The following is a 25,845-nucleotide window of genomic DNA, read 5'->3' on the forward strand; positions in this document are numbered from 1 at the left end:
TTTACTACTAACTACTGCTCCATGAGGTTTTTTAGACAACTTTGCCTATTGAACCAATCCGCAACATTGATAAAATTAAGATCATCAAAAATAGCACTAAACCAATTGTACAAGCATAACTAATTTCTAAATTACCGAATGCTTGTTCATACAAATAATAAACAATTGTCTTAGAACTATTGAGTGGTCCGCCTTGAGTCATGATATAAACTTCTTCAAAAACTTTAGTAGCAGAAATAGCAGAAATTACGGCTACTAAAGACAAATAAGGTTTCATTAATGGTAGGGTAATATCCCAATGTTTGCGAATATTATCTGAACCATCAATAGCAGCAGCTTCGTAGATATCCGCAGAAATAGCTTGTAATCCAGCTAAATAAATTACCATATAGTAACCTAATCCTTTCCAAATAGTTACAGCCATAATACTCGCAAGGGAAATAGGGACAATTCCAAATATTTTATTTGGACTGGTTAACCAGGGGATTCCGTCGGGAAAAATTCCCAAGGTTTTAAGGATTTGGTTCAGTAATCCGGTTTCTGCGTATAACCATTTCCAGGCTATTCCTGCCACTACCATAGAAATTACCACTGGGGTATAATATGCCGTTCTAAACCAATTCATTCCTCGCAATTTTTGATTGACTAAAATGGCTAAAACTAAGGGTGAAAATACTAAAATTGGCACAACCCCAATTAGATAAATAAATGTGTTTTGTAAGGTTTGCCAAAAAACAGGGTCTTTTGATAAACGCAGAAAGTTTTTAAAACCAATCCATTGGGGAGGATCTCCTATATTCTCATAACTGGTAAAACTGAGATAAAAGGCTTGAATCGCTGGCCAAAAAACTGTCAAAATTAAGATAATTAAGGCAGGTAATAAAAATAGATAAGGTGTTATTCTCTGTTGAATTAAAATCCATTGTTTTGATGTTAATTGAGACATATATTTGATAGCCTTATAATTCTGGTTCTACTGTATCATGTTTACCACTTTTTACCTGTTCTAATAAACGAGGCATCCAAGGTAAAGCCAGAAAAATTCCTGCTAAAACTAGTAAAAATAGAGAAAGTCCAAAAAGCTGGTCGCGGGAAATTTCTAATACACCACGTAAAATTACCTCTCGTAAAGCCGAAACAATGGTAATTTCTACCGCAGCACCTACGGATATACTCCGTTCTTGTAGATAATCAACTAATAAGCGAAACAGTTCTACTAATATCAAAATAAACAAAATATCAGAAGTTACTTGCCGTAGATCTAATGGACGTAAAAATGATAAAAACATATCTCCTAAGCGAATCAGCATTACACAAAATAGACTTACACAAAGGGAGATAACAATAATATCCTGGAAAAGTTCTAAATTACGGACAATTCTATCTCGTTTAAACCAATTATTGACTTCTATAATTATTCGCTGTGGCATGGTATTTTCCAAAAAGGATAAATATATCTATTTTAATAATTAACCATGAAACCAGTTTTAATAAAGTCAGCAGAGAACAAGAAGTAATTACCAACTACCCAACTTGTAGTTAAAAATTCAAAATATCTAAAGATGCTTCTATTTCTAATTCTATAATTCTCGCTTTTGTATCTTTATATTCTGCTAATTTTCCTTCTTGCCAATATAAATCTGCGGCTTTATGAAAATCCTCAACTGCTGCCTGTTTATCTGCAATCTCTAACAAGGCATTTCCCCGGTTATAATAAGCATTAACATAGTGAGAATTAATTTTAACTACCTGAGTATAATCGGTAATTGCTGCTTCATATTGCCCTAAATCAAAGTGAGCATTACCCCGATAATAATAAGCATCAATATCATCAGAATTAATTTGAGTTGCTTGAGTATAATCAGCAATTGCTCCTTCATAATCTCCTAATTCAGCCCGATCATGTCCACGATTTTTATAACCAATAGCATCATCAATATCAAGATTAATTATTTGCTTTAATCGCTGTTTATCATCTAATAAATAACGAGATATTTGTCTATCTTTTTGCGTAGTAGCATAATCAGGATTTAGCTTTATAGCCTGGTGATAATCTTCGATTGCTCCTTGATTATCACCAATACGAGAACGAACCTCAGCGCGATTTTTATAATTAATAGCCAAATGGGGATTAATTATAATAGCTTGGGTGTAAGCTTCTATGGCTATTTGATAATTACCTTTTTGATAATGTGCCAAACCCATTTGATTGTAAGCTTGAGGATGATTAATATTAATATTTATTGCCTGACTATAATTAATAATTGCTGTGTCATATTCACCTAATTGATAATTAACTAAACCTAGTTTATAATAAATATCAGCATCACTATTATTAAACTGTAAAGCTTGATTATAACTATTAATTGCTGCTGCATACTCCCCTTTTTGAAAATATTCATCACCGATATCTAAATAAAAAATAGTTAAATCAACAGGTGCAGATTGAGTTTTAATTAATTGACTCTGAGATAGGTTTGATTTACGAGAATTTGCGGAAATTTGAACTTGTTCTAAATATGGCAATAATCCACCACCATACAATAATTGATTAATCCCAAAGGAAATTTTTCCAGTTTTCAATTTAATCATTTGTGTGGGAAGAAATCCAGCTAAAAAAAGGTGGTATGCAGATTGCGCTTCATTGACTTCTTCTTGAATCAAAATACAGACAATTACCGCATTTTTTTCGACTTCTTCAGCACTAACTGACCATCTAACTCTATTAATACTACCGTGACGCGATTTAACCTCAACGCCAATTAGAGAATTAGCAGTGAGAGTAAAATCACTTTTACCATCACCACCAAAGCGTTTTTCATAATCTACTTCAGTAATAAAATCAGCTAACCTTTCTTTAACAACTTCCTCACCTAATTTACCTTTCAGATTATTAATAAAAACATCACGGACTGGGGAAGTGCGTTTATATTTTTCCGCCATTAACCAGCAAAATCCCCGTAATGCTTTTAATCTATCACCAGAAATAATAGTTAATTCACTATGTTGACCTTCTGTTTCACAATGAAGTAAATACCCAGATGTGAACCTTTGTAGAAAGTCAGACTGTAGCGAACTCAGGAGGGTAATCCAATCCATTTATAATATTTCTTTGGTAATTGACAACTGACACATGATCATCAAATAGAAGATCGAAGATTCATTAAATATGCTTTCATTCTTTCTCGCCATACCTTACAGCACTTCCCGGTGTTATGAGTTACATATCTAGCGGGCAAGATGCCCGCACCACAAGAGTTTCATGATTCAACTTTGTACCTCATAAGAGTGTAAACCGCTGTATAACTTCAGAAAATGACATATTTCCTGAGATTAAATACTAAGGATTTTTTCCTTCTTTCTTAATTTGATTTAAGAATTGGATCAGTTTTTGATTAGATTCACTGGATACAGACCGAGCATCACTAGTTTGTGTTGGTGTAGTTACAGAATTAATATTATTTACAGTTGGTGTAGCAGCAGAAGATTTGATTTTCGATTCTGGTAATTTTTGAGTAGTATTTGGAGTTGCAGAAGGTTTGATTTCTGATTCTGGTAATTTTTGAGTAGTATTGGGAGTTGCAGAAGATTTGATTTCTGATTCTGGTAATTTTTGAGTAGTATTGGGAGTTGCAGAAGGTTTGATTTCTGATTCTGGTAATTTTTGAGTAGTATTGGGAGTTGCAGAAGGTTTGATTTCTGATTCTGGTAATTTTTGAGTAGTATTGGGAGTTGCAGAAGGTTTGATTTCTGATTCTGGTAATTTTTGAGTAGTATTGGGAGTTGCAGAAGGTTTGATTTCTGATTCTGGTAATTTTTGAGTAGTATTGGGAGTTGCAGAAGGTTGACCTTTAGAACTTACTCCCGGAGCATTGAGATTATTTTGGAACTTTAGTCGGAAAGGATAAGAACTAATTTGTTGCTTATCAGCTTGGGGAGGATTAGCACTGAAAAATTCTCGAGCCTTAGATTGTAACTTCGGCGATTCTGTGCCTTCTTGGAACTTAATATCTAAAACCTTACCATCTGAATCTACAACTAATCTACCTATAACTGTACCTTCCATCTCTGGTGTATCTATAGATATAGTTTCATGAATTACCCCTTTCTCTTTGATATTAGGATATTCTTGGCGAATATTTTGTCTAAGATTGTTGTATGAATTTAGTTTAGCCAGCAATTGTTCAGTTTTTTTAACTTTCGATTCAAGCTGATTTGTGGGTATTTCCGATGATTGTCCCCTAGAATTATCTACTAAAGCTAGTTTTTCCCCACCTTGAGGAATTTTAACCGGATTATTTTCTGATTCCATCGTTTGTGGAGGTGAAATACCTGCCGCTGTTGTACCCCCAATATCAATCTTATCAGCAGATGGATTATTAAGTGGCTCTCCAGGTATTTCCGTACTTTGTTGAACTTTTGGCAACCTATTAACAATTAGAGATTCGGTTTGTGGGATTCCCTGATTGAGTGAGGGGGTATAGGGAGTATATGTACTTCTGGGTGACAAGCTGCCCATGTCCCTCTGTGAACTATTGGGAGTCAATCTTTCAATAGATTTGCTAGGTAGGTAAGAGACATTATAGTTGGTTGACGAGCTAGGAATAGCTGGGAATATTGGCTGATTAGATAATTGTCTTTGTAAAGGAGAATAGTTGGTTAAGGGGCTACCCAAACTAGTACCTGGTAGTTGTTGCTGTAGAGGTAGCTGGGGTTGCGGTAAAGCTAATTGTGATGTTTGAGGGGGTTGTGGTAATCGGCTTTGATCAACGGCACTCAATTCCATCAATCCCACCGCTTTGGGTGAGTCAGTCTTTGAAGACACACTAGAATTAACTGGCATTAATGGCACGATTAAGGCAATAGCACCGTGGAGGCCAAGAGAGGCTATGGCGGCTATTCCCGTTGGTTGACTGAATACTTCTGGTATGTTTTTGAGAAGTGATACGTAAGACATAGGTAATTGGTAATTGGTAATTGGTAATTGGTAATTGAAGTTAATATCCCACAGGATCATTTACTTAGAGAAGGAGGAGTAATAATACTCAAGGTAAAATTGGTTAACTCCCAAAATTTTTATCTTCTGAATTATTTTTTATTTTTCGGGCTAGGCTATTGTGCCATTGCCGAGACGCATCTTATTTTCATATATAATAACTTCCCAAGAAGATAAGTTCAACAGGAGAATTAATCATATCTTCTCTAACTGTGACCAGTTTATCAATTTACTGTTCCCTATGGCTTTCTAGTTTGTTTTTAACCCTTTATCAGGGCTGGAGAGGTAATTTTTCAGCGTTAATATGTCCTCAGCAATTATCAATTCAAAATTTGATGGATTGAAAAGCCTCAAGCCCGGATAAATTAACCATTTTTAATAATCTAGGTAATCGCTGAAACATCGGCAAATCCTTTTAAATTGATAATTGCTGATAAACTCTGTCACCTTTTCCTTAGTATTTAGCCAGACCTGGAAAATCCTTGTACATGAGAAAATAAAGTCCAGAAGGTTTATTTTAGACCCCTTTAAGACGACCGGCACGACCCCGACGGGAAATGGTGGATTGTGATTTAGCCGGGGGGGGAGGAACATCTAAAACGATCTTTGCTTCTAAATCATCAACAGTTTCAGAGGGAGGAGTTAAGAGTGTTTGCTCTAATGTTTGGGTTTCTGGTGCTGTATTAGCCACTTGTTGGAGTTCAGGAACAAATTCCCTACCTTTAAGCCTTAATCCTAGCTCAAATAGTAGTTCTGCCATATCATCTCGGGAAACCTTTTCTTGATTTAACATAGAACAGTAGCGTTCTAATTCCTCAAGAATCTGATTCCGTAGATCCGTAATTTCATCTTGTAGTTTAGTGCGAGTCTCTTGTAGATTTTCTTGTAGGGTAGTGGTTTGTTGGTGTAGTGTTTTATCTATGGCTTCAATGTTACCCATCATTCGCTTACTCAACAGGTCAATCTGCTGACGAATTTCAAATTTATCATCTTCATCCTTTGCCTGAATCGCCTTGAAACGCTTATCAGCATTTTCTGCTAATTCGTCTAATTCAGTAGTGATAGATTCTTGTAAATCCTGGGTTGTACTAGCAATACGCTTATTGATACCATCAATCTGCTGGCGAATATCAAACTTTTCCTCCTCGTCTTTTAAAATCAAGGCACGAATTTTTTTTTCCCAGCTATCAATAGCAGTTTGCAACTCTGCTAAAAGTGTTTGACGCACCTCTTCACAGCGAGTCCTAACCTCCTGTTGAAGTGATATTGAATTGCGTTCTAGTTGCTCTAGACGATTACTATAATCCCTCATCTGCGGTCCAATGAGAACATCACGGATTTGGTCAATGTTACCCAAGCGTTCTCGAAGATCGGCTTTTATTAACTCGCTCATGATTTAGGTTTCCGGCTAAGTAAATATTATGACGTAATTAGAATATCACAAATCTAATTTGTGAGCAAAAAAAGATATGAGTGAATATAATGACTTTAATGTTTGATAGCAAAATCAGTATTTTGATTTTGATTTTAACAGATATAATTTAATCCTGTGATGATAGGTAAATTATATCTAACCAGTATGCATCAGCTAAAAAATAAATACAAATATGAAGACGAAGGAGAATTAGGTTAATGACACTCACCTATGGAACAGAGGGGTGCCTGCGTATTGGTCAACAATCCCCCGATTTTATAGCAACCACCGTAGTAGATCAAGAGTTCAGGTCAATTAGATTGTCTGATTATCGCGGTAGATATGTTGTGCTATTGTTCTACCCCCTAGATTTTACCTTTGTTTGTCCCACTGAAGTTACGGCATTTAGCGATCGCTATGAGGAATTCAGTAACCTAAATACAGAGATATTGGGCATTTCTGTAGATAGTGAATTTTCTCATCTCGCTTGGATTCAAACAGATCGTAAATCTGGTGGAGTAGGTGACATAAATTATCCCCTAGTTTCCGATATCAAAAAAGAAATCAGCGCCGCTTACAACGTTCTTGACCCCACCGCCGGCATAGCTTTACGCGGTTTATTTATCATTGATAAAGATGGCATCCTTCAACACGCCACTATCAATAATTTAGCCTTTGGTCGCAGTGTAGATGAAACCCTACGAACATTACAAGCAATTCAGTATGTTCAGTCCCATACCGACGAAGTTTGTCCTGTTGATTGGCAACCAGGTGACAAAACAATGATTCCTGACCCCGTCAAGTCTAAAGTCTACTTCGCTGCTATTAGTGAATTAGTAATTGATAATGAGTAATTGAGAATAACATTAGGGTTTTCAGATTTCAACACATAGATAAACGCTTGTTCTGGATCACTAAACCAAAGCCAAAATTAATAGTCACAAAATTACCTGAATATTTACTTTCCCCGGTGTTTCTTCCCAACTTGGTAAATGAGTATCCCAGGTTTTTACCCAATCTTCTCCTAGACTCCAATCTAAAAATAATTGGGGGTAAAGTTGCAGCATTATCTATAGCGGTTTCCGCTCTTATCAGGTACAAAATTGAATCATTAATACCATCCAAACCAAATAAATCAACATAATTTAATTGAAAATATACCAAAGATTTTTCAAAAGATTCACGAAAAATTTGAAAATCTGCAACCGGAGAAACCTTTTCAAAATGGCACTAATGAGGTACAAAATTGTGAAACTCTTGGATATGTACCTCATAACACCGGGAAGTGCTGTATTAGCTAAGAATTTGGGTTAGTGCGGATTGTAAATTCGGATATTGATACTCAAAACCAGATTCTAAAGTACGTTTTGGTAAAACCTGCTGTCCTTCTAAAACCACCTTTGCTCCATCTCCTAATATAGCTTCTATAGCAAATCCAGGAACAGGCAACCAAGAAGGACGATTCATGACCTTACCCATAGTTGTACTTAAATCATTCATCGAGACTGGTTGAGGAGCAGTACCATTATATACTCCTTCCATAGTTGATTTAGTTAAAGCTTGGATAATTAAACTAACGATATCATCTAAATGAATCCAAGAAAACCACTGTTGACCAGTGCCAATAGGTCCACCAGCAAAAAGTTTAAAAGGAGTAATCATTTTTCCTAAAGCGCCACCATTGCCCAAAATAATACCAAAGCGTAAAATTACTAAGCGGACATTGGTATCTTTTACCTTTCTAGCTTCCGCTTCCCACTCTTGACAGACTTGGGCTAAAAAGTCCTTACCGTTGGCGCTATCTTCATCAAAACTAGCAGTTTCACTAGTTCCGTAGTAACCAATAGCTGAAGTATTGACTAAAACACTAGGTTGAGGTTGACTTTTAGCAATAGCTTCGACAATTTTTTGTGTCCCCAGTTTGCGAGTGTTAAGAATTTCCTGCTTGCGTTCTGGAGTCCAGCGTCCCTCAGCAATGGGTTCTCCTGCCAAATTAACCACTCCATCACAACCTGCGATAGTATCTTGCCAAGCACCGGATACAATAGGGGTATAGGCAATAATTTCTAGGTTAGGGAACGCTTGGGGAGGGAAAACCTTTTGGGCAAAGGTAGTATTTCGAGTTAATACCAAAATTCTATGACCTTCTGCGTGTAGTTTTGCTACTAAGCGACTACCGACAAAACCTGTTGCACCACTAATTGCTATTTTCATCTTGCTTATTCTTGATTACCTAGTTAATTAAATCAATATGCGATACTGCTGGGTCAAACCTCCTCAATAAAATTGAATTAGTCACAACACTGACAGAACTAAAAGCCATTAATGCTGCGGCGCTGGCAGGACCGAGATTAAAACCCCAACCAGGTAATAAGACCCCAGCAGCCAGGGGGATACCTATAGTATTATAAGCAAAAGCCCAAAATAAATTTTGACGGATGGTATTGAAAGTGGCTCGACTTAGCTGAATTGCTCGGACAACATCGGTAAGGGAATTTCGCATTAAAATAATTTCGGCAGTTTCCATGGCCACATCTGTACCAGAATGTAAAGCAATGCCGACATCTGCCTGTGATAAGGCTGGAGCGTCATTGATGCCGTCTCCAACCATAGCTACGACTGATTTGATATTTCCTGACTGAAGACGTTGAATGGTGGCAGCTTTTTGGGCTGGGGGGATACCTGCCATAATATCAGCGTTGGTGATTCCTAGTTGTTTAGCGATCGCTTTGGCTACTTCCAATCTATCACCACTGAGGAGCATAACACGCAAACCCATTTGTCGCAATTTATCTACTGCGGTTTTAGCATCTGGTCTGAGGGTATCACTAACAGCAATGAGTCCCGTTAAAATTCCATCTACAGCCACACCAATTACAGTTTTGCCCTCTGTGGCTAATTGATGTGCTTGTTGTTGTGTTGTTTCATGAATATTGATTTGGTGGTAATTAAACCATTCCCAGTTACCTAAAAGGACATTTTTTCCCTCAACGACAGCAGATACGCCCATTCCTGGTTCTGTGTGGAAGTCTACAGCATGGGGGATAATTAACTCTCTGGCTTTGGCTTCCTGTTGAATGGCTGTGGCCAGGGGATGATAAGTACCGCTTTCCACGGCTGCGGCCAGTTGAATTAGGGATAATTGTGAAGTTGATTCAGCAATAACTAGACAATCTGTCACCGTCGGTTTACCTGTGGTGAGAGTTCCGGTTTTATCAAAAACTACCGTGTCGAGTTTGTGGACCTTTTCTAAAACGTCACCACCTTTGATCAATAGTCCCCGTTTTGCACCCATACCTGTTCCTACGAGAATAGCCGTAGGAGTAGCCAGTCCTAAAGCACAGGGACAAGCAACTACCATCACAGCGATCGCTAATTTTAAACTAATTAATAATGAGGAATACTGGGTATGAGGGGCTAAATGTGGGGAATTATGTCCCATATTGTGAGCCATTTCCATACCACCGGACATGGTGACATCTGGCCAGAAGTGAGTTCCCAAAAAATACCAAAATATAAATGTTAAGCAGGAGGCTGTTAATACACCGTAGGTAAAATACCCAGCCACCGTATCTGCTAATTTTTGCACTGGGGCTTTGCGAGTTTGGGCGGCTTCCACCAAGGCCACGATTTGGGCTAAAGTTGTATCATCACCTGTGCGGGTGGCTTGAATAGCAATAGCTCCTGACTGGTTAAGAGTTCCCCCGGTAACAATATCTCCTGGTTGCTTGATTACCGGTACTACTTCCCCGGTCAGCATAGATTCATCTATGGTAGTTTGTCCAAAGCGCACCTCACCATCAACGGGAACTTTATCCCCTGGTAACACCTGCAACCATTCACCTACACGCACTTGTTCTGCGGGAATTTGGATAATATTTGCCCCAGCTATCAATTTTTCTGGTTCTGGGTTAATAATTAAACGGGCTGTTTGGGGTGCGAGCGCTAATAATTGCCGAAATGCTTTAGCTGCGAGTCCTCTAGTCTGTTTTTCTAAGGTTCTTCCTAAAAGAATAAAACCCAACATCATCACCGGTTCATCAAAAAAGCATTCCCAACCCATTTGGGGAAATAATAAGGCCACCAGACTAGCAGTATAGGCTGTCACTGTTCCCAAACCAATGAGGGTGTTCATATTTGGCGCACCTCGTCGCCAACCTAGCCAACCTTCTACTAAAATTGGTCTACCAGGAATGATAATGGCGATGGTAGCCAGTCCACAATGAAACCAGATATTATTTAAAAAAGGAAAAATGGTAGACCCAATATTACCAAAATGACCTATTCCCGATAGGAGCAGTAGCAAACCAGCAATTATTAATTGTCTAGTTATCGTCCGCATTTCTTGACGCTGTCGGGCTTCTACCCCGAATTGGGGATGATTATCAGCACTTTTAGCTGTCCGTAATTGGCTGGGAAATCCTGCGGCTGTCAGTCCCTGAGCTAGGGCTTCTGGATTTACAATACCAGTTTCCGCTTCTATGACTGCAATTTCTGTTCCCAGGTTGACACAAACATTTTTAACTCCCGGATGCTTAATAAGCTGTTTTTCTACTGCATTTACACATCCTGCACATTTCATTCCCCCAACATCTAAAATGATTTTCTCTGAGTTAAGTATTTTTGTGGGAGGAGTAGATTCTAGAACTATTTCAGATTTTGGGGTCAGTTGCATGGCCAGTTTTTAGGTTCGCTTTTGTTAGTTTTGAGTCTTGATAATTACATCTCTACTTTGAGGTTAAGCTAAACCTGTCATTTTAACCAAGTCAAAAAATATTAAGTTTTTTCCCGTGTTCAAAATTATAGTTTTGTTCTGGCTGTGTATATAGCAGTTAACTGGACAGGCAGCATTAAGATTAAGATCTTGTAGAAATAAGCAATTTCCCACTCCGATACTACAGTAAAGTATCCCATACTCATCATTAGTAAGATAAGTAGATGGATTTGTTTATATTTGAGGGTTTGCATATCGATTATACTTGATAAACTTTTTAAAACCAGCCTTGTTTGTTAAGAAAATATGTATTAATAAATTCTTCCTGGGTTTTATTTAAGTAAATCATGGCTTCAATCAAACCAACGATTTGCACGACTATTAATGCAAGTCCGTAGGTAAAAGAACCACCAATTAAGGAAATTGCTAACATAATAAAACCTTCTGAGGTATAACCAAGAATAAATTTATGCAGCCCAAATCCACCAAAAATAATTCCAGCATAACCCGCTAACAGTTGCTTTGTAGTGTGAGATGGGTTAAAATTAATCATATTTAACTATATTCCTTGATGATTGGTAATTGATATTTTTTACTGGTAATACTAGATAATTTAAATGCTAATAGAATGCTGATAAAATGCAATCGTAAAAGCAGCAAATTTTTTGTAATATATAGCAAATCTGGCAGAAAAATATTGTGAAACACATTTACCAATTTTATAGATTTTTCTACATATCTTTTATTGTGAAATCCGGAGGATTTTTTGATAAGTATTCAAGGAGTTAACAGTTATACTAAATTATTTTTACCAATTACCAATTACCAATTACCAATTACCAATTATCAATTACCAATTACCCATTACCCATTACCCATTACCCATTACCCATTACTACCTAAAAGAAACAAACTAATTAATGTGCCACTGTTCCAAAGACTATGGAGAAGCATACAAGAAAGTAAATTGCGTGAGCGGGTGTAAACTATTCCTAAGACCATTCCTAATGCTGTCAGCGGTAGTATTTCTGATAAACTTAAGTGAGCGGCCGCAAATAACAAACTACTGACGAAAATTGCCCCCCAAACTGACATATAACGAGTTAAAGATGGTAATAAAAAGCCCCGAAATAGAAATTCTTCAAAAAGCGGTGCAGCTATGGCTGCGGTCAAGAAAAATATTCCTAATGCGGTATTATCACGGCTTTCTAGTGCCATTTGTAAAAGTGGATTACTGCCACCTTGTCCTTGCCATAATTTTTGATTAATTAGCGATACTATGACTACAATGGGTAAAGCTGTACAATAGCCACCTAGTCCCCACAAAACCCAATTACTGAAGATATAGAAGCGAAACCAGTTTTCAGGAAGGGGGAAAAAACGCCTAATGGAAAAATATAGAACTGATAAACAACCGAAAGCTACTAATAGATAACTGACTAAAACAGTAAAAGCCTCAATTCTGGCATTACCTGTACCACGAGGAATAGGTAAAATAGATAATAATTCTGGGATAAATAATTGTCCCATTAAGAAAAAGCCAACGACGAAAACCTGAATAATTATTTCCCAATTCCAAGGAGTTGACCAGACTAAATCGGCATTTTTTGCTAATAAGGATTCTCGACCTTTGAGTAAGCGTTGAACGACTAAGTAAACTAGGAGAATTAACCCTAAAAAAGCTGTTAATGTGGGGATAGTTGCAATTATCGCTAATGTTAATAATGCTTGGGCTGCTGCTTCTTGTTGGGCAATTTTCAGAGATAATAGGGCTTCTTGACGTTGTTGGAGTTGATATAATTGTTCTAAGGCCGTGGAACGAAACCAATTATCTAAATTTTGTTGAATTAATTGTTCAGCTTTGGGGAATAAACTGGGAGGTTGACTCCACATTCCGCTTAATACTTGAGCCGTTTCTAGATATTGAGAATTGATTTCTGAATGTTGCTGTAATTGATTCCAAGTTGTAATAGCTTTGTCTATTTCCTGTTGCTGTGCTTGCAAAATCCCCCACCGCAAATTTACTTCTGCTAACAATTTTCCCTGTTCTCGAACGGACTTTTGTAACCTTTTTTTCTCTGGAGAAATGGGAGTAGGTGTTGAAGATTGCAGGTTTGCTAATTCTTTCTTAATTGTCTGTAAATTGGCGTTAACAGATTTGCTTGCTTCTTCGTATTGCTTAATCGCACTTTCCAGGGGATTTGTACCGAGAATAGATTCTTGAATTGTTTGAATACTATTGTCGTTGCTATCTTCTGGTTGCCATGCTTGGGCTTGTAAGATAATATTAGTCTGATATAATTCTAGACGACCCTGGAACTGAGGTTTTTGCCAGCTACTTAATAAAGACAACCCTGAGAACATTATCGCTAACAAAGTTAGCCCAATTAATAGTAACCTTTTAATTGTCATCTATCCACCTTCAACTTACGAGTACAGGATCATCAGTTCCTTGGCAATTATAAGCCAGTACCGCTGGGTTTATACAAATTTTCATTTCTGGAGCGCCTGGAGTAGCTCCGGGTGAGATAAAAAATGTAAAAATAGAAAGAATATCCCAAATTATCAATAACATGGCTCCCTTACCCGATTATCGTCCTAAACAAATGTCCGTCGGTCCCCTAGAAGCCGAAATTCTCGGTATTGTCTGGGAACTAAGTTCAGCAACAGTCAAAGATGTACATGACCGCATTCTTTCTGATCCTGACCGGGAATTGGCTTATACTTCTGTTACTACCGTTCTCCGTCGTCTTACGGAAAAAGGCTGGTTAGCTTGCGATAAAGAAGGAAGAGCCTTTTATTGGCGGCCTTTACTGACCAAGCAACAAGCAGATATGATTAAAGCGCATGATCAATTACACCGATTTTTAGCAGTGGGAAATCCTGATGTGATTGCGGCATTTGCTGATAGTTTAGATCAAGCTGCTAGTGACCAAATCGAAGCCATAGCTAAACGCATTCAAGCTGCACGGGAAGCCAGAGGAGAAAAATAGAATTATGCATCTATTCATGATTGTTACCGCTGTAACCATTGCTTACTGGTTACGATTCTCTGGTAGAATACTCCCCGGAAATTGGTATTTACGCTGGCAAAAAACCCTATTTTTATTCCTTTTTCCGCCTTTACTGATATTCATGACGGTAACTTCTATAGTGTCCATGGGTACACAGGGAAAAATGGGCGGAATATATACCGACTCTTGCAGCTATCTCCTGGCATTAATTACCCTGGGATGTTTTTATATCTTAGGGGCTAAACTCGGCTTTCAGGGCTGGAAAGCGATTAAATCTGCTCGTGAATGTCCCCAAATTAATCTAGCTGGTCAACAAGCCCGACTTCTCAAAACTCAGGCTTTATTTGCTGGACAAATCGGTTTTTGGCGACCTGAATTAGTTGTTAGTCAAGGACTGGTAAAAACCCTCTCTCCAGCCCATTTAGAAAGTGTCTTAGCACACGAACAAGGGCATTATCTGTACAGGGATACATTCTGGTTTTTTTGGTTGGGTTGGGTGCGGGCTTGTACTGCTTGGCTACCGAATACAGAACCTTTATGGCAGGAATTGTTAATTTTAAGAGAATTACGGGCTGATAGTTATGCCGCTTCTCAAGTAGATGCGTTGGTATTAGCAGAATCTTTGTTATTAGTTGTGAGTAGTAACTCTATGACATCAGATATTTGTTGTGCTGCTTTGGGTACAGGCGATCGCTTGGAACAAAGAATAGAAGCTTTATTAATACCGTCTGAACCAATATCAGAAGCACAATTACAATCTTGGCATATTTTTTTATTGGCGTTTCTACCCTTGATTGCAGTCATATTTCATACTTGAATTATTTACCCTCTTCTTTCTGGAGGAGAGGGAAAAACAAAACAGCACAAATACCAATTTAGTTGGTAAATATTATCTATACAATCCTGCAAAAAGTAACCTTAAATACAATTAATATCAGATTTTCAAGATATATCATCTAAAATAGATTTATTTTCTAAATACAGCTTTACCAATTTTATTGGTAAATAATCTAATAATAATTGGTAAAATTATACCCAGTGTCAATTCCATGTATAAAAATTTCTCTCAGTCCAGGTTGCCAATAAAAACAAGAAAACTACTAATATTAATTACTACAGCATTAACGACTTTACTCTTGGTAATTGGCTTACCAACTGTTACTACTTCTCCTGTTGTCGCACAATCCAATACCAGCTTATTGATATCCGCCGCTGCTAGTTTAAAAGAGGTGTTGGTAGAAATTCAGCCTTTATACCAACAAAGTCAACCCAATGTTAATATTAATTATAATTTCGGATCTTCTGGTACATTACAGCAACAAATAGAACAAGGTGCGCCGACGGATATTTTCATATCTGCGGCCAAAAAACAAGTGGATACTTTAGAACAAAAAGGACTTTTAGTTACAGGAAGTCGAAATATCATTGCTAAAAATCGACTAGTTTTAATAGTACCTAAAAATGCAGTCGGTATCAATAGTTTCTATAGTCTCAAAGATGCTAAAGTCAAAAAAATTGCTATTGGTGAACCGAGAAGTGTACCCGCAGGACAATACGCACAACAAGTATTAGAAAAGTTGAAAATTTGGACAGAGGTTAAATCAAAACTGGTTTTTGCTAATAATGTCCGTCAAGTTTTAGCATCTGTAGAAAGTGGTAATGCTGATACAGGTTTAGTTTATGCTACTGATGCCAAAATCTCTAATCGAGTGAAAGTTGTAGTTACAGCAGATGAAAAATATCACTCTCCGATTATTTATCCCTTAGCAGTTGTTAAACGTAGTAAAAATGTTAATGCTGCTAAAGAATTTTCCCAATTTTTATCTAGTAATCAAGCTAAAGCTGTATTTAAGAAATATGGGTTTATTTTGCCTTAGTCATAAGTTAAATTACGGTATACTCAGATTAAATAAGGTACACCTTATGCGGGCAAGATGCCCGCACCACAAGAGTTTTATGATTAATGTCTGTACTTTATAATACCGGGAACAACTATATAATTTATTCACAGGATTAAATAAAAAACTCAAGGATATTACTGACGATTTATTAAACTACTTAAATAATTTTTCATTGATAAAAAGGTATAATACCAACTAAGTTGATTTATGACTTAATCAATCAAAACTTTCTTTAAACAATTATGCCACAGGATTTATCACCGCTTTGGATATCATTAAAAACGGCTTTATTGGCAACATTTATTACTTTCTTTTTGGGCATATCTGCCGCTTATTGGATGTTAGGATATCGTGGTAAAGGTAAATCTTTAATTGAGGGGATATTTGTTGCACCGTTGATTTTACCACCTACGGTAGTCGGGTTTTTACTGCTGCTATTTTTTGGTAAAAATGGTCCAGTTGGTAAACTTTTAGAACCGTTTGATGCGACAATTGTTTTCACTTGGTATGGTGCGGCGATCGCTGCTACAGTAGTTTCATTCCCATTAATGTACAAAACTGCATTGGCAGCTTTTAGCCAAATTGATGCTAATTTGTTACGAGTAGCGAGAACTTTGGGCGCTAAAGAATTGACAATTTTTTGGCGGATTAGTTTACCCTTAGCATTTCCTGGGATTATTGCTGCCACTACCTTAGCATTTGCGCGAGCTTTAGGTGAATTTGGGGCAACTTTGATGTTAGCAGGAAATATCCCTGGACAAACTCAAACTATCCCAATGGCGATATATTTTGCAGTAGAATCTGGGTCAATTAATGAAGCTTGGTTTTGGTCAATTATAATTATGATTGTTTCTCTTTCAGGAATTATTATAGCTAATTTTTGGCAAGAACTTTTATATAAATCAAAATCTCCAAAAATATCGAAAATTTTCAGAGAATTAGTAAATAAATCTTCTTTATTATCAGAAGATTGTCCCCAAAAAGGCTTATTTTTAGATATTGAAAAAAGACTCCCTAATTTTCATTTGCAAGTTGCCCTTAATACTGATGATCAACCATTAGGATTATTGGGAAGTTCTGGAGCAGGAAAAAGTATGATTTTGCGTTGTCTGGCTGGAATAGAAACACCAAATAAAGGAAGAATAGTTTTAAATAATCGGGTATTATTTGACTCAGAAAAGAAAATTAATCTGCCAATTGATCAACGAAAAATTGGTTTTTTATTCCAAAACTATGCCTTATTTCCACATCTAACTGTGGCGCAAAATATCGCTTTTGGTATACCTAAATATATAAATGCTCATGAGGAGGTAGAAAAGCAATTAATAACTATGCACTTACAGGGATTTGGAAACCGCTATCCACACCAACTTTCTGGGGGACAACAGCAACGGGTAGCATTAGCTAGGGCTTTGGCTAGTAAACCAGAAGCATTACTTTTAGATGAACCATTTTCGGCACTTGATACCCATTTACGCAGTCAATTAGAACAACAAGTTACAGAAATTCTGGATGATTATTCTGGTGTAACTTTGTTTGTTACTCATAATATGGAGGAAGCTTATCGGCTATGTCCCAATTTGTTAGTATTAGACCAGGGAAAAGCCGCTCATTATGGTTCTAAATATGAAATTTTTCAACATCCTGCGAGTGTAAATGTGGCTCAAATTACAGGTTGTAAAAACTTTTCTCGGGCTAATATTTTATCACCTCAAAAAATAGAAGCAATTGATTGGGGTTGTACTCTTGAAGTTAGAGAAAAAATTCCTGCAAAATTATCTCATGTTGGTATTCGCGCTCACCATTTGATTTTTACGAAAGATCCTCAACAAGTAAATACATTTCCCTGTTATTTAGTTCGTACCAGTGAAACACCTCACAGAATGACGGTATTTCTTAAATTACATTCTGCTGGTAATCATACTCATGATTATCATTTACAAGGGGAAATTTATAAAGAAAAATGGCTAAATATTCAAGAACAATCTTTTCCCTGGTATGTGCATTTAGAACCTTCTCGGTTACTTTTAATGGAGTAAATAGTCTGTAGCTATTCTTGACTACAGGGAAATGGCCTTTTTTACCAGCAGGTGGGTTATTTGCAATCCGTACCTGTGGCGGTGTGGCTAGGGGGGAGTTACCAGGTGCTGGGGGATGTTAAGGCTAGTAAACAATGGTGGGAAGTAGCTTGTGAGGAATGTCAGGAGGCGTTTAATCCGGCTGCGGCTGATTATTGGTTAGGGAGAGCCTTGGTGGGTTTGGGGGATAAATCAGGGGCTTAATCAAGGATTTGCAAATGCTGAAAAATTTTAAAGCCCTAATTTCTGCAACATTAAGTACCCATCAAGCGGTATTTTACCGGAAAGTGCGATCGCTACTTCCTGACCGAAAAGACGGGACACAAGCCCCGTCCTTCTAGGACGGTTTTATGTTAAAATTTGGTCATAGTCGCCATAGGGCATTGGGAGACTTTAAACGGACATGGAGGGACGATAAGACCACTTGTGGCGTGTTTCATTGAAGTGTCAAGAATCATCGCACCTTCAGGTCGGTGAGTATGTCAACCAACAACCCCAACGCCTACCTCAGCCATTCTGGGACATCCAAATTAGAAAGCCCAAAATTTGATCAACTGGTGGTACTGGATAATCATTCAAGTCAATGGTTACTGTTTGTCCTTCTAGTTGGAGAAACCGCCAAACCGTACCACTTGTCACCGTTCCGTAAATTGTGGAAATCGGCTGCTGCTTCTGTTGATTAAAGCGTTGTGCTGCTACCATTTCGGCTAAACATTGTCCCAGTCCTGGTTTTAGGTCTTCTTTTTTCGCTTCCACCAAAATCACTGCCGGGGCTTTAATATACAATTGCTCTGGAGAGCGACTAATCAGAAAATCAACATAACCCGTCAAATCAACCTCTGGCTGCACGTTGAACTCTTCGCCGGAAAAGACACTAATTTGTCCATGAAGCTGACGTTTGACTTCTAGTAACACGGGATTGATAATGCCTTCAGAACGCGCTTTTTCACTACCTACTGCAACTGCCCAAGGTATGGTTTCTTTCAATGTATCTTTGAGCAAAGAACTCGGATTAAATGGGGAAATCTCTGGTAGAAAGCGATCGCCTTCAACAATTGTCAGTTGAAAATCATCTACAGCTTTACTCAAAGTAAATTTACTATAAGGCATAAAAGTTTTCTCGATAATTGGTAATATAAAGATATTTTACCGAAAAGCGATCGCCTTGATAATGGGAAATTGAGGGCTTGACACTACCCATCGTAGACATCGCTGACAAAATAAGTAGGTGAGCGTTAAAAATTGTCGTTGGGATAAGGCAGGGGAGCAGGGAGCAGGGGGAAAGAGTTTGAGCTTGCTTTTCTTCACATACCTTTGGCTCACTGAGATAGCTTACATTATTATCTAAATATAAAACCAGAGGACCATCTGCTACTGACAAGAGGGACTCTTCTAAATAAGTTGTAAAACTTACCTTTTCTTGACTATAACTAACTTTATTTACTGTTTTCTAATAAATGGGAGAGACTGAAAAATATATCTTGATTATCTTGATTTTCAGCCTCCCTAAAATTAACTTAATTCCAATAAACCTTGATAACCTGTAACAATTCTATTACCATCTTTGAGAATGTGAACCTCAATTTGATCACTAGCCCAAGTGATTTTATCTGCAAATTCTGGGTTAAAAATATTCACATTTTGATTACTAGAAGAAACCGGAGAGTCAGGAGAATTAATTGCTAGAGATTTTACAAAAGGACCATCAATCAAAATATCTAATTCTGCTAATAATTCTTTTGCACCTGGAGGGGCAGAATTAGATTGTAATTGCTGGAGTGTAAAACCAGTAAAAGACATAATATTTAAACCCGCTGCTTTTAACTTTTTGGCTAAAATCGTTAATGCCGGTGCTTGCCAAAATGGTTCACCACCAGAAAAAGTTACACCCGTATTATGGGGATTTCTAAGAATACTTTCAGCTAGGGTATCAATAGCCACTAAATCATTAATTTCAAATGCCCAGGAGTCGGGATTAAAACAACCAGAACATTCACGGTTACAGCCTTGTACCCAGACCACAGCCCGACAACCGGGTCCATTAACTTCTGATTTGTCAACGTAACCCATAATGTTAAGATAGCCGGGGGGAATGTCCGCGAGTCCTAGAGATGGGTTCATGGGCTTGGTTTCCATCTTTTCTCAACTCCTTTTCAACTTTTCCTATTACTTGCTAATATAGCGAGACTCTGAAAAAGTGTGGAGAAAAAAAATATAAGCTTTTTCAAGGTTTGATTATTTTGTGTAATTAACCTGAGATCATTTTGTGCTTGGTAAATCTAAATATGGTTATTAAGTATCATCTTAACCTGAATAAGAAATATTCATCAGGTGTCGTTCCGCACCTGCACCTAAAAACCAGCGAATAGTTGTAAAAAACCGAGGCCAATTACCTGTACCATTACCCAATTCTTCCACTGCTATTTTCTCTTCTAGATCATTTATATCAATTGTCTCATCCTTAAGTTGCTCTCCTATATCTTTAATTACAACTATTCGTTGATCCTTTAATCGTTGAACATTAAGTCCAAGTTTATCAATAGTAAATTGAACATTTTCAATAGGAATACCAGCTTTTAAACAGGCAATTTCATCAGGTTTAATTTCACCAGTTAAACTACTGAATTTGAATAAACGTAATGTTGGTAAATTGAGAGGATTTAATAATCGACCATCAGGGATGAACTCATACTTTGCTGCACCACAGCAAGGAAAATCATTCGGAGGTCGTGAGTTTCTTATACCATCATCTTCACCAGGAATTTCTACGTTTTGCAGTCCACCTTGACAGATAGCCATCATATTTAGCCAATCCAGATCATGATTATTTTCTTTTGTTGATTGGTGACAAGGAATAAAGTGTTCAACTGATCTATCTTTTTCATGTAGTTCCATTTCACAATAGGCACAAAGTCCTTTTTGATCAGATGCTAAAGTATCACGAATTGGATTTAAAGTCTCTTGATTCTTTTTTAAATTCTTCCATTTTTTAAACTGAGAAGAAAATCGCTTTTTATAGTTTTTAAGTTCCTCTGGTTCTGGGGATTTAAGAACGTTTTTCACACTGCATTCCTCCGTTCTAATCTGCGGATTTGCATATCTGCTCTAGTCATATCTGGATCAAAAGATTCCCAGTGTTGTAATTCTTTTTTAAGGCGTTTTGCTTCTTCTAATTGACCATTATCAATTGCTTCAAAAAGCTGTGTCAGTGTTCTTGATTCTTCCGTATCTGGTCTTAAATCACTTAACCCTAAAACATATCTGACAATATCTGAACTTTTCATCCCCCTGGTAGGTGATGGACATTCCTTTATTTGATAATCTTCTAATATCTTCACCTGATTTTGTTTAACTGTTGTTACAACTTCAGGACTGTGAGTAGTGGCGATAATTTGAGTGTTGGGAAATACTTTTTTTAAATCAGGAATAATTTTTTGTTGCCAAGTTGGATGTAAATGCAAATCTAACTCATCAATCATTAAAATAGCTTCTGCTGCTAATGGGTTTTCCATATTTGGATTTGCTTGTGCTAAACGTCGCGCAAAGTCCATTACCAATGCCAACATATTGCGATATCCTGCACTTAATTGACTTAATAAAAGTTCTCTTTTTTCTCCTGTTTCCATTGTCCACTCAACCATCAATTTTGCAGATGTTGCACCTGAAAAATAAATGCGAGCATTGGGAGCAATAATGGTAGAAATAGCATTTCTTATTTGCTTTAAATCAGGAAGTTCAAAGTTAATATCTCTCCGCTTTTTTACCTCTCTTAGTTCTTGTAACTCGCGCACAAAAAACCAGTTAGCTAAATCTGTAAAATCAGATGTTGCATCAAGGATGTTATTTAAAGCATCAAATCTATTGAAGTATTTATTTGAAATATCTTCAATATCATCAATATTATTTAAGTGGCGATCACCTCTATAATAAGCTATAATGGAAAGGTCTGATTTTTTGTTATCTAATTGATTTAAAAATTTACTTTCCAGTTCGGCTAAAAGCTTTGTTAAACCTTTGAATGATAGAGATAAAGGCAACTTATTATTAGCAATCATTTCTTCATAAACACTTGTCCAATCTGAAAAACCAGTAGCAGATACAGTGAATTCTGGTGGATTTATTTTTCTATTATCTTCTTGATTGGCTGATACCTCTTGTCGTTCTAAAACAAGTGATTTGCCTTCTATCTCTTCTGTGGCTAAAAGCATCTGAATCTTAATAATATAGGGAATCATTGCAATAGCAATACCATCCAATAATGCACTTTTACCTGATCCATTATTGCCAACAAAAATATTGATATCGGGGTCTAAATTAACTTCCAAATGCTCGAAGCAGCGGAAGTTTTTGATAATGACTTTTTGAATGTGCATTGGTTTATTTTCCCTCTTTCCTCGTTTGCTCGTTCTCACACTCTGTATAAGAATGAATTATTGAAGACGCTGCTTTTTCTTATTTTAATGTTTGTACTTGGGAATAATTAAGAATTTTGGCATCAGCAGTTAATAAATTGCAATTATAATACCTAGAAGTAGCAACAATCATTTGATCAAATGGATCGCTATGAAACCCATTTAATCTGGTTGAATCAACTATTATGGGTAAGTTTAAATCTAATAATTGCACTCCTGGATAAGCTAATGCTAGTTCTAACCATTCATTAATTCGACAAGAAAAATTTAATCGGTTTTTTTCTACTAATTTAGCTACTTCCCAACACGAAACAATACTCACTCCTATACCCTGCGATTGAGATTCTTCTATCCATGCTTCATATTGTTTAGTAAGTCGCTGATTACCATCAACCCACCAAACCCAAATATGTGTATCAAGTATAATCATTGTAAATATTCCCAATCTTCTAAAGCTACAGGTTCAGTAGGATCATCATAACGGATCACTTTGCCACGTAAAGGATAAAGATTGGTATTTTGTGTTTCTAGAGATTTAATTTGATGTTGTGCGGTTTGAGGTTGTAAAATAATTACTTCCACAACATCACCAGCATGGAAAGGTAAACCTTTTAATACCAAAGTTCCATCTTCAGTTAAGGACGTTTCGATTTTATGAGCATTCATATTATCAATCTGGTGTGTTACAGTTGATTTTATTTTAACATATTACCTCGTTACCGTTAATTGCATTTCTTTGGTGTTAATGATTCTAAGTTATTCTCTAAAATCGTCCCTTTTAGATTTGCTCCCTGAAAATTTGCACCCCTAATATTTGCACCTTTTAAATTTGCTCCTGCTAAGTTTGCACCTTTCAAATTTGCCCAACTTAAATCTGCTTCTGTTAAATTAGCTTCCGTCAAATTAGCTTTAGATAAAAATGCGTTTCCTAAATGAGCCTTAGTTAAATTAGCTTTATGTAAATTGGCTTGATAAAGTTGAGCAGTCATTAATTCTGCTTCATATAAATTTGCTTCACTCAAATCAGCAGTAATTAAATTAACTGCGATCAAATTTGCAAAACCTAGATTACTACGAATAAGTTTTGACCCTGATAAATCAGCATCTTTTAAATTAGCATTTTGGCAATCTGTACCAATTAAATTGGCATCATTAATCATAGTATTTTCCAAATTCGCACCACCAAAGTTAGCACCAATAAAGTTTCCAAAACTTAAATCAGCATCTGTCAAAATTGCCCCGCTAAAATTAGCAAGACTCAAATTAGCCCTACTCAAATTAGCTGCAATTAATTTAGCTTCATAAAAAATAGCATTACTAATATTAGCATCACTAAAATTAGTTCGCACCAATAAAGCATGAGCTAAATTTACCTTATTCAAATTTACCCCTTGGAGATTTGCCCCCCGGAGGTTTTCTCCTAATAAATTGGCATTGCTAAGATCAATTTCAATTTGGGGATTTTTATTTCTCCATTCTATCCAATTAACTGCACCTGATCTTAATAAATTGAGATGTTGTTGATTTGCCATTTTTTGTTCCTATTCCTTTACTCGTTACGCTTACCTTGGGGATTTTCCCTTCCGGGTGAATTTTCAATTGCGGCTAAAGCGCCCGCTGCTCCTGCTAAAATATCCTGTTCTGTGCCACCTAAATAAAGTCTGCCAAAACTACCAACAGCTTGAACCTCCAAAATATTAATTTGCGCTGCTTTTTCCGCTTCATTAGCTGCTAGTGCTGCATAAGCCGCTGGTTCAACTTCTAATACGTATAGGGTTTGTCCTGCTAATAACAGTTGTCCCCGACGGCTACGGTTAATCAATTGGGTTTGATAAGCGTCAATATTGCGGATAATTTGGCTGGAAACCACACGAGGTTTGAGACATTCCTCTTTTTTCACACCTAAAAACGCTAAAATCGCATCTCCAGCGGCTCGTGTTTCCCCTTGAGAACCAGAATGCACCTCTAAAAGTCCGTATAGTCGTTCTACTACTTGCACTCCAGGACGGACAGAAGCGGATTTTAGGGCTACGTCCGTAATTTTATTGATTTCGATACCAGGAGAAATTTCAATCCACAGAGATGTATCCCCCGGTAACGGTAAGAAACCCTGGGCCACTGTTCCCATGTATGCGGCGTGTTGAGGTTGTAGATTGTCTAGAAATACGAAACTGCGTAATTCTATACCCAAGGTCTTAATTCTCCAGTTATGAGGGTAAACGTCTTTGATTTAGAACCTGGACTTCTCGAAGAAGTCGGGGATCTGCAATATATGAGTTTACCGTTAAAGTGGACTGATTTGGTAATTGGTGTGCCTAGTGCTAGAATAAAAAACAGCCAATTACCCAGACGAATCTTGTAAAAACCTAGCTTGAAGTTAATAGAGAGGAGTCTGTTTTAACAAGTTCTTTACCGTCTCGGGTTTTAATTACTCGTGCTGGTACGCCCACAGCTACGGAAAATGGGGGAATATCTTTAGTGACAACAGCACCAGCACCTATCACACTACCTCTACCGATAGTGACACCATCCAAAACTTTCACTCCATCTCCTAGCCAACAGTCATCCTCAATCACGATTCCCTGACTAGTAATGCCTTGGTATTTGATTAGCTGTGTTGGATCTGTAAAGTTGTGATTATTAGCATATATTCCAGTATGGGCTGCAATTAAACAATGCTTGCCAATTGTAATATTTCCCGGGCCAGCAATACAAGCACTAGGTCCAATAAAAGTATCTTCACCAATGTGAATCTGAGTATTATCTAACGCCCCAATCACCACATTATGCTCAATCACAACTCCATTTTCTAGCTGAATTTTATTATTTTTGTGTCCTCTTCCATCTATACGAACTCCTTTGAAAATATAAGTTCCATTCCCAAGTTCAATAGCATCAGCACCGAGAAATTCAATGCCATCTTGAAGATAAACTGAGCTACCTATGCGCGAAAAAATAGCGTGATATAGAAAATTGCGTAACTTTACACCACCAAAAATTGTGGGGATATCGCCAAGAAAAGTAGTTAAAAGAAGTTCTTGAAATCTTTTCAATCTTGATAAATGTTGTCCGTGATTCATGACTTTATTAGTGCTAATTAAATTGTGATATTGGAGATTTATGGAATTATGAACTGCTCAAATAAAGACATCCCGTATTTGAATCTTGCTGTGTACCATATATATTCCTAAATCTGCATTTTGAGCAACAATGGAAAATAATATGGCTAATATGAAGTTTTTCAACCATTTGAAAAACCCAATGCAAGTTTTTTAAAGCTAAAAGCTATTAAATACAGGTATTATTTAATTGCTAG

28 protein-coding genes are annotated in these 25,845 nt (G+C 37.0%); 8 read left to right on the plus strand and 20 right to left on the minus strand.

The genetic code is table 11. The features are described from left to right. Window positions 1–31: 31 nt before the first annotated feature. From H6G44_RS05055 to H6G44_RS05075, 5 genes are all read right to left on the minus strand, one after another. Window positions 32–946, minus strand: coding sequence for a carbohydrate ABC transporter permease (locus tag H6G44_RS05055; protein ID WP_190386314.1), 915 nt, complete (start codon window positions 944–946; stop codon window positions 32–34). Between the two features lie 13 nt (window positions 947–959). Continuing rightward, a complete protein-coding gene (locus tag H6G44_RS05060) occupies window positions 960–1,430 on the minus strand; it encodes a phosphate-starvation-inducible PsiE family protein (RefSeq protein WP_190386313.1) in 471 nt (156 codons plus the stop codon). Between the two features lie 109 nt (window positions 1,431–1,539). Then, window positions 1,540–3,099: a tetratricopeptide repeat protein gene (locus tag H6G44_RS05065; protein WP_190386312.1), complete on the minus strand. Its 1,560-nt coding sequence runs from the start codon at window positions 3,097–3,099 to the stop codon at window positions 1,540–1,542. A 241-nt stretch (window positions 3,100–3,340) separates the two neighbouring features. Then, entirely contained in the window at window positions 3,341–4,957 is a 1,617-nt protein-coding gene (locus H6G44_RS05070) for a hypothetical protein (RefSeq protein WP_242046776.1), read from the minus strand. Between the two features lie 556 nt (window positions 4,958–5,513). Then, window positions 5,514–6,389 (minus strand): hypothetical protein, encoded by an 876-nt coding sequence (locus tag H6G44_RS05075; protein ID WP_190386310.1) that lies wholly within the window; start codon window positions 6,387–6,389, stop codon window positions 5,514–5,516. Between the two features lie 239 nt (window positions 6,390–6,628). On the opposite strand from H6G44_RS05075, the gene H6G44_RS05080 reads away from it, so the two are divergent. Further along, window positions 6,629–7,264, plus strand: coding sequence for a peroxiredoxin (locus tag H6G44_RS05080; protein ID WP_190386309.1), 636 nt, complete (start codon window positions 6,629–6,631; stop codon window positions 7,262–7,264). A gap of 84 nt (window positions 7,265–7,348) precedes the next feature. Here H6G44_RS05080 and H6G44_RS20490 read toward each other — a convergent pair whose 3' ends face one another. The 6 genes from H6G44_RS20490 to H6G44_RS05105 all read right to left on the minus strand — a co-directional run bounded on the left by H6G44_RS20490 (window position 7,349) and on the right by H6G44_RS05105 (window position 13,699). Then, window positions 7,349–7,477 carry a hypothetical protein gene (locus H6G44_RS20490; RefSeq protein WP_276513834.1) on the minus strand — a complete coding sequence of 43 codons (129 nt, stop codon included), beginning with the start codon at window positions 7,475–7,477 and terminating at the stop codon, window positions 7,349–7,351. 226 nt (window positions 7,478–7,703) lie between these two features. After that, on the minus strand, window positions 7,704–8,624 hold the full coding sequence (thyD, locus tag H6G44_RS05085; protein ID WP_190386308.1) for a thylakoid membrane protein ThyD: 921 nt from the start codon (window positions 8,622–8,624) through the stop codon (window positions 7,704–7,706). A 19-nt stretch (window positions 8,625–8,643) separates the two neighbouring features. Next, window positions 8,644–11,085: a heavy metal translocating P-type ATPase gene (locus H6G44_RS05090; protein ID WP_190386307.1), complete on the minus strand. Its 2,442-nt coding sequence runs from the start codon at window positions 11,083–11,085 to the stop codon at window positions 8,644–8,646. Between the two features lie 316 nt (window positions 11,086–11,401). After that, window positions 11,402–11,677 carry a TM2 domain-containing protein gene (locus H6G44_RS05095; RefSeq protein WP_190386306.1) on the minus strand — a complete coding sequence of 92 codons (276 nt, stop codon included), beginning with the start codon at window positions 11,675–11,677 and terminating at the stop codon, window positions 11,402–11,404. Between the two features lie 332 nt (window positions 11,678–12,009). Beyond that, on the minus strand, window positions 12,010–13,536 hold the full coding sequence (locus H6G44_RS05100) for a CPBP family intramembrane glutamic endopeptidase (protein ID WP_190386305.1): 1,527 nt from the start codon (window positions 13,534–13,536) through the stop codon (window positions 12,010–12,012). Between the two features lie 10 nt (window positions 13,537–13,546). Next, entirely contained in the window at window positions 13,547–13,699 is a 153-nt protein-coding gene (locus tag H6G44_RS05105) for a hypothetical protein (protein WP_190386304.1), read from the minus strand. Between H6G44_RS05105 and H6G44_RS05110 the strand changes: the two genes are divergently transcribed. The 6 genes from H6G44_RS05110 (at window position 13,698) to H6G44_RS20495 (ending at window position 18,458) form a co-directional block, all read left to right on the plus strand. Then, window positions 13,698–14,117, plus strand: a complete 420-nt coding sequence (locus tag H6G44_RS05110) for a BlaI/MecI/CopY family transcriptional regulator (RefSeq protein ID WP_190386303.1) — start codon at window positions 13,698–13,700, stop codon at window positions 14,115–14,117. The two genes, H6G44_RS05105 and H6G44_RS05110, sit on opposite strands and share 2 nt — an antisense overlap. Window positions 14,118–14,121: 4 nt before the next feature. Further along, the gene (locus tag H6G44_RS05115; RefSeq protein ID WP_190386302.1) at window positions 14,122–14,955 is read left to right on the plus strand and encodes a M56 family metallopeptidase; all 834 of its coding nucleotides are present in this window, start codon (window positions 14,122–14,124) and stop codon (window positions 14,953–14,955) included. Window positions 14,956–15,187: 232 nt separating this feature from the next. Continuing rightward, the gene (gene modA, locus H6G44_RS05120; RefSeq protein WP_190386301.1) at window positions 15,188–16,015 is read left to right on the plus strand and encodes a molybdate ABC transporter substrate-binding protein; all 828 of its coding nucleotides are present in this window, start codon (window positions 15,188–15,190) and stop codon (window positions 16,013–16,015) included. A 266-nt stretch (window positions 16,016–16,281) separates the two neighbouring features. Then, on the plus strand, window positions 16,282–18,078 hold the full coding sequence (gene modB / locus H6G44_RS05125; protein ID WP_190386300.1) for a molybdate ABC transporter permease subunit: 1,797 nt from the start codon (window positions 16,282–16,284) through the stop codon (window positions 18,076–18,078). Window positions 18,079–18,138: 60 nt separating this feature from the next. Then, window positions 18,139–18,321 carry a hypothetical protein gene (locus H6G44_RS05130; RefSeq protein ID WP_199305638.1) on the plus strand — a complete coding sequence of 61 codons (183 nt, stop codon included), beginning with the start codon at window positions 18,139–18,141 and terminating at the stop codon, window positions 18,319–18,321. A gap of 14 nt (window positions 18,322–18,335) precedes the next feature. Further along, window positions 18,336–18,458 carry a hypothetical protein gene (locus H6G44_RS20495; protein WP_276513835.1) on the plus strand — a complete coding sequence of 41 codons (123 nt, stop codon included), beginning with the start codon at window positions 18,336–18,338 and terminating at the stop codon, window positions 18,456–18,458. A 166-nt stretch (window positions 18,459–18,624) separates the two neighbouring features. On the opposite strand, the gene H6G44_RS05135 is transcribed toward H6G44_RS20495, so the two are convergent. The 8 genes from H6G44_RS05135 to H6G44_RS05170 all read right to left on the minus strand — a co-directional run bounded on the left by H6G44_RS05135 (window position 18,625) and on the right by H6G44_RS05170 (window position 24,720). Further along, entirely contained in the window at window positions 18,625–19,227 is a 603-nt protein-coding gene (locus H6G44_RS05135; protein WP_190386299.1) for a hypothetical protein, read from the minus strand. A 402-nt stretch (window positions 19,228–19,629) separates the two neighbouring features. Beyond that, complete coding sequence (locus tag H6G44_RS05140; RefSeq protein ID WP_190386298.1) at window positions 19,630–20,253, minus strand: 4Fe-4S single cluster domain-containing protein; 624 nt, start codon at window positions 20,251–20,253, stop codon at window positions 19,630–19,632. Window positions 20,254–20,421: 168 nt separating this feature from the next. Continuing rightward, the gene (locus tag H6G44_RS05145; RefSeq protein WP_190386297.1) at window positions 20,422–21,180 is read right to left on the minus strand and encodes a retron system putative HNH endonuclease; all 759 of its coding nucleotides are present in this window, start codon (window positions 21,178–21,180) and stop codon (window positions 20,422–20,424) included. Then, complete coding sequence (locus tag H6G44_RS05150; protein ID WP_190386296.1) at window positions 21,177–22,490, minus strand: AAA family ATPase; 1,314 nt, start codon at window positions 22,488–22,490, stop codon at window positions 21,177–21,179. Before H6G44_RS05150 ends, H6G44_RS05145 begins: the two co-directional genes overlap by 4 nt. 79 nt (window positions 22,491–22,569) lie before the next feature. Beyond that, window positions 22,570–22,959, minus strand: coding sequence for a type II toxin-antitoxin system VapC family toxin (locus H6G44_RS05155; protein WP_190386295.1), 390 nt, complete (start codon window positions 22,957–22,959; stop codon window positions 22,570–22,572). Then, window positions 22,956–23,195 (minus strand): hypothetical protein, encoded by a 240-nt coding sequence (locus H6G44_RS05160; protein ID WP_190386294.1) that lies wholly within the window; start codon window positions 23,193–23,195, stop codon window positions 22,956–22,958. Before H6G44_RS05160 ends, H6G44_RS05155 begins: the two co-directional genes overlap by 4 nt. A gap of 56 nt (window positions 23,196–23,251) precedes the next feature. Next, entirely contained in the window at window positions 23,252–24,061 is an 810-nt protein-coding gene (locus H6G44_RS05165) for a pentapeptide repeat-containing protein (RefSeq protein ID WP_190386293.1), read from the minus strand. A 17-nt stretch (window positions 24,062–24,078) separates the two neighbouring features. Next, window positions 24,079–24,720: a hypothetical protein gene (locus H6G44_RS05170; protein ID WP_190386292.1), complete on the minus strand. Its 642-nt coding sequence runs from the start codon at window positions 24,718–24,720 to the stop codon at window positions 24,079–24,081. Between the two features lie 18 nt (window positions 24,721–24,738). Between H6G44_RS05170 and H6G44_RS05175 the strand changes: the two genes are divergently transcribed. Then, window positions 24,739–24,891, plus strand: a complete 153-nt coding sequence (locus H6G44_RS05175) for a hypothetical protein (protein ID WP_190386291.1) — start codon at window positions 24,739–24,741, stop codon at window positions 24,889–24,891. Between the two features lie 4 nt (window positions 24,892–24,895). Here H6G44_RS05175 and H6G44_RS05180 read toward each other — a convergent pair whose 3' ends face one another. Then, window positions 24,896–25,609 carry an acyltransferase gene (locus H6G44_RS05180; protein WP_190386290.1) on the minus strand — a complete coding sequence of 238 codons (714 nt, stop codon included), beginning with the start codon at window positions 25,607–25,609 and terminating at the stop codon, window positions 24,896–24,898. Window positions 25,610–25,845 lie beyond the last annotated feature (236 nt).

It is taken from the genome of Aphanizomenon flos-aquae FACHB-1287 (genome assembly GCF_014698755.1).
In the GTDB taxonomy this organism is placed as follows: domain Bacteria; phylum Cyanobacteriota; class Cyanobacteriia; order Cyanobacteriales; family Nostocaceae; genus Dolichospermum; species Dolichospermum flosaquae.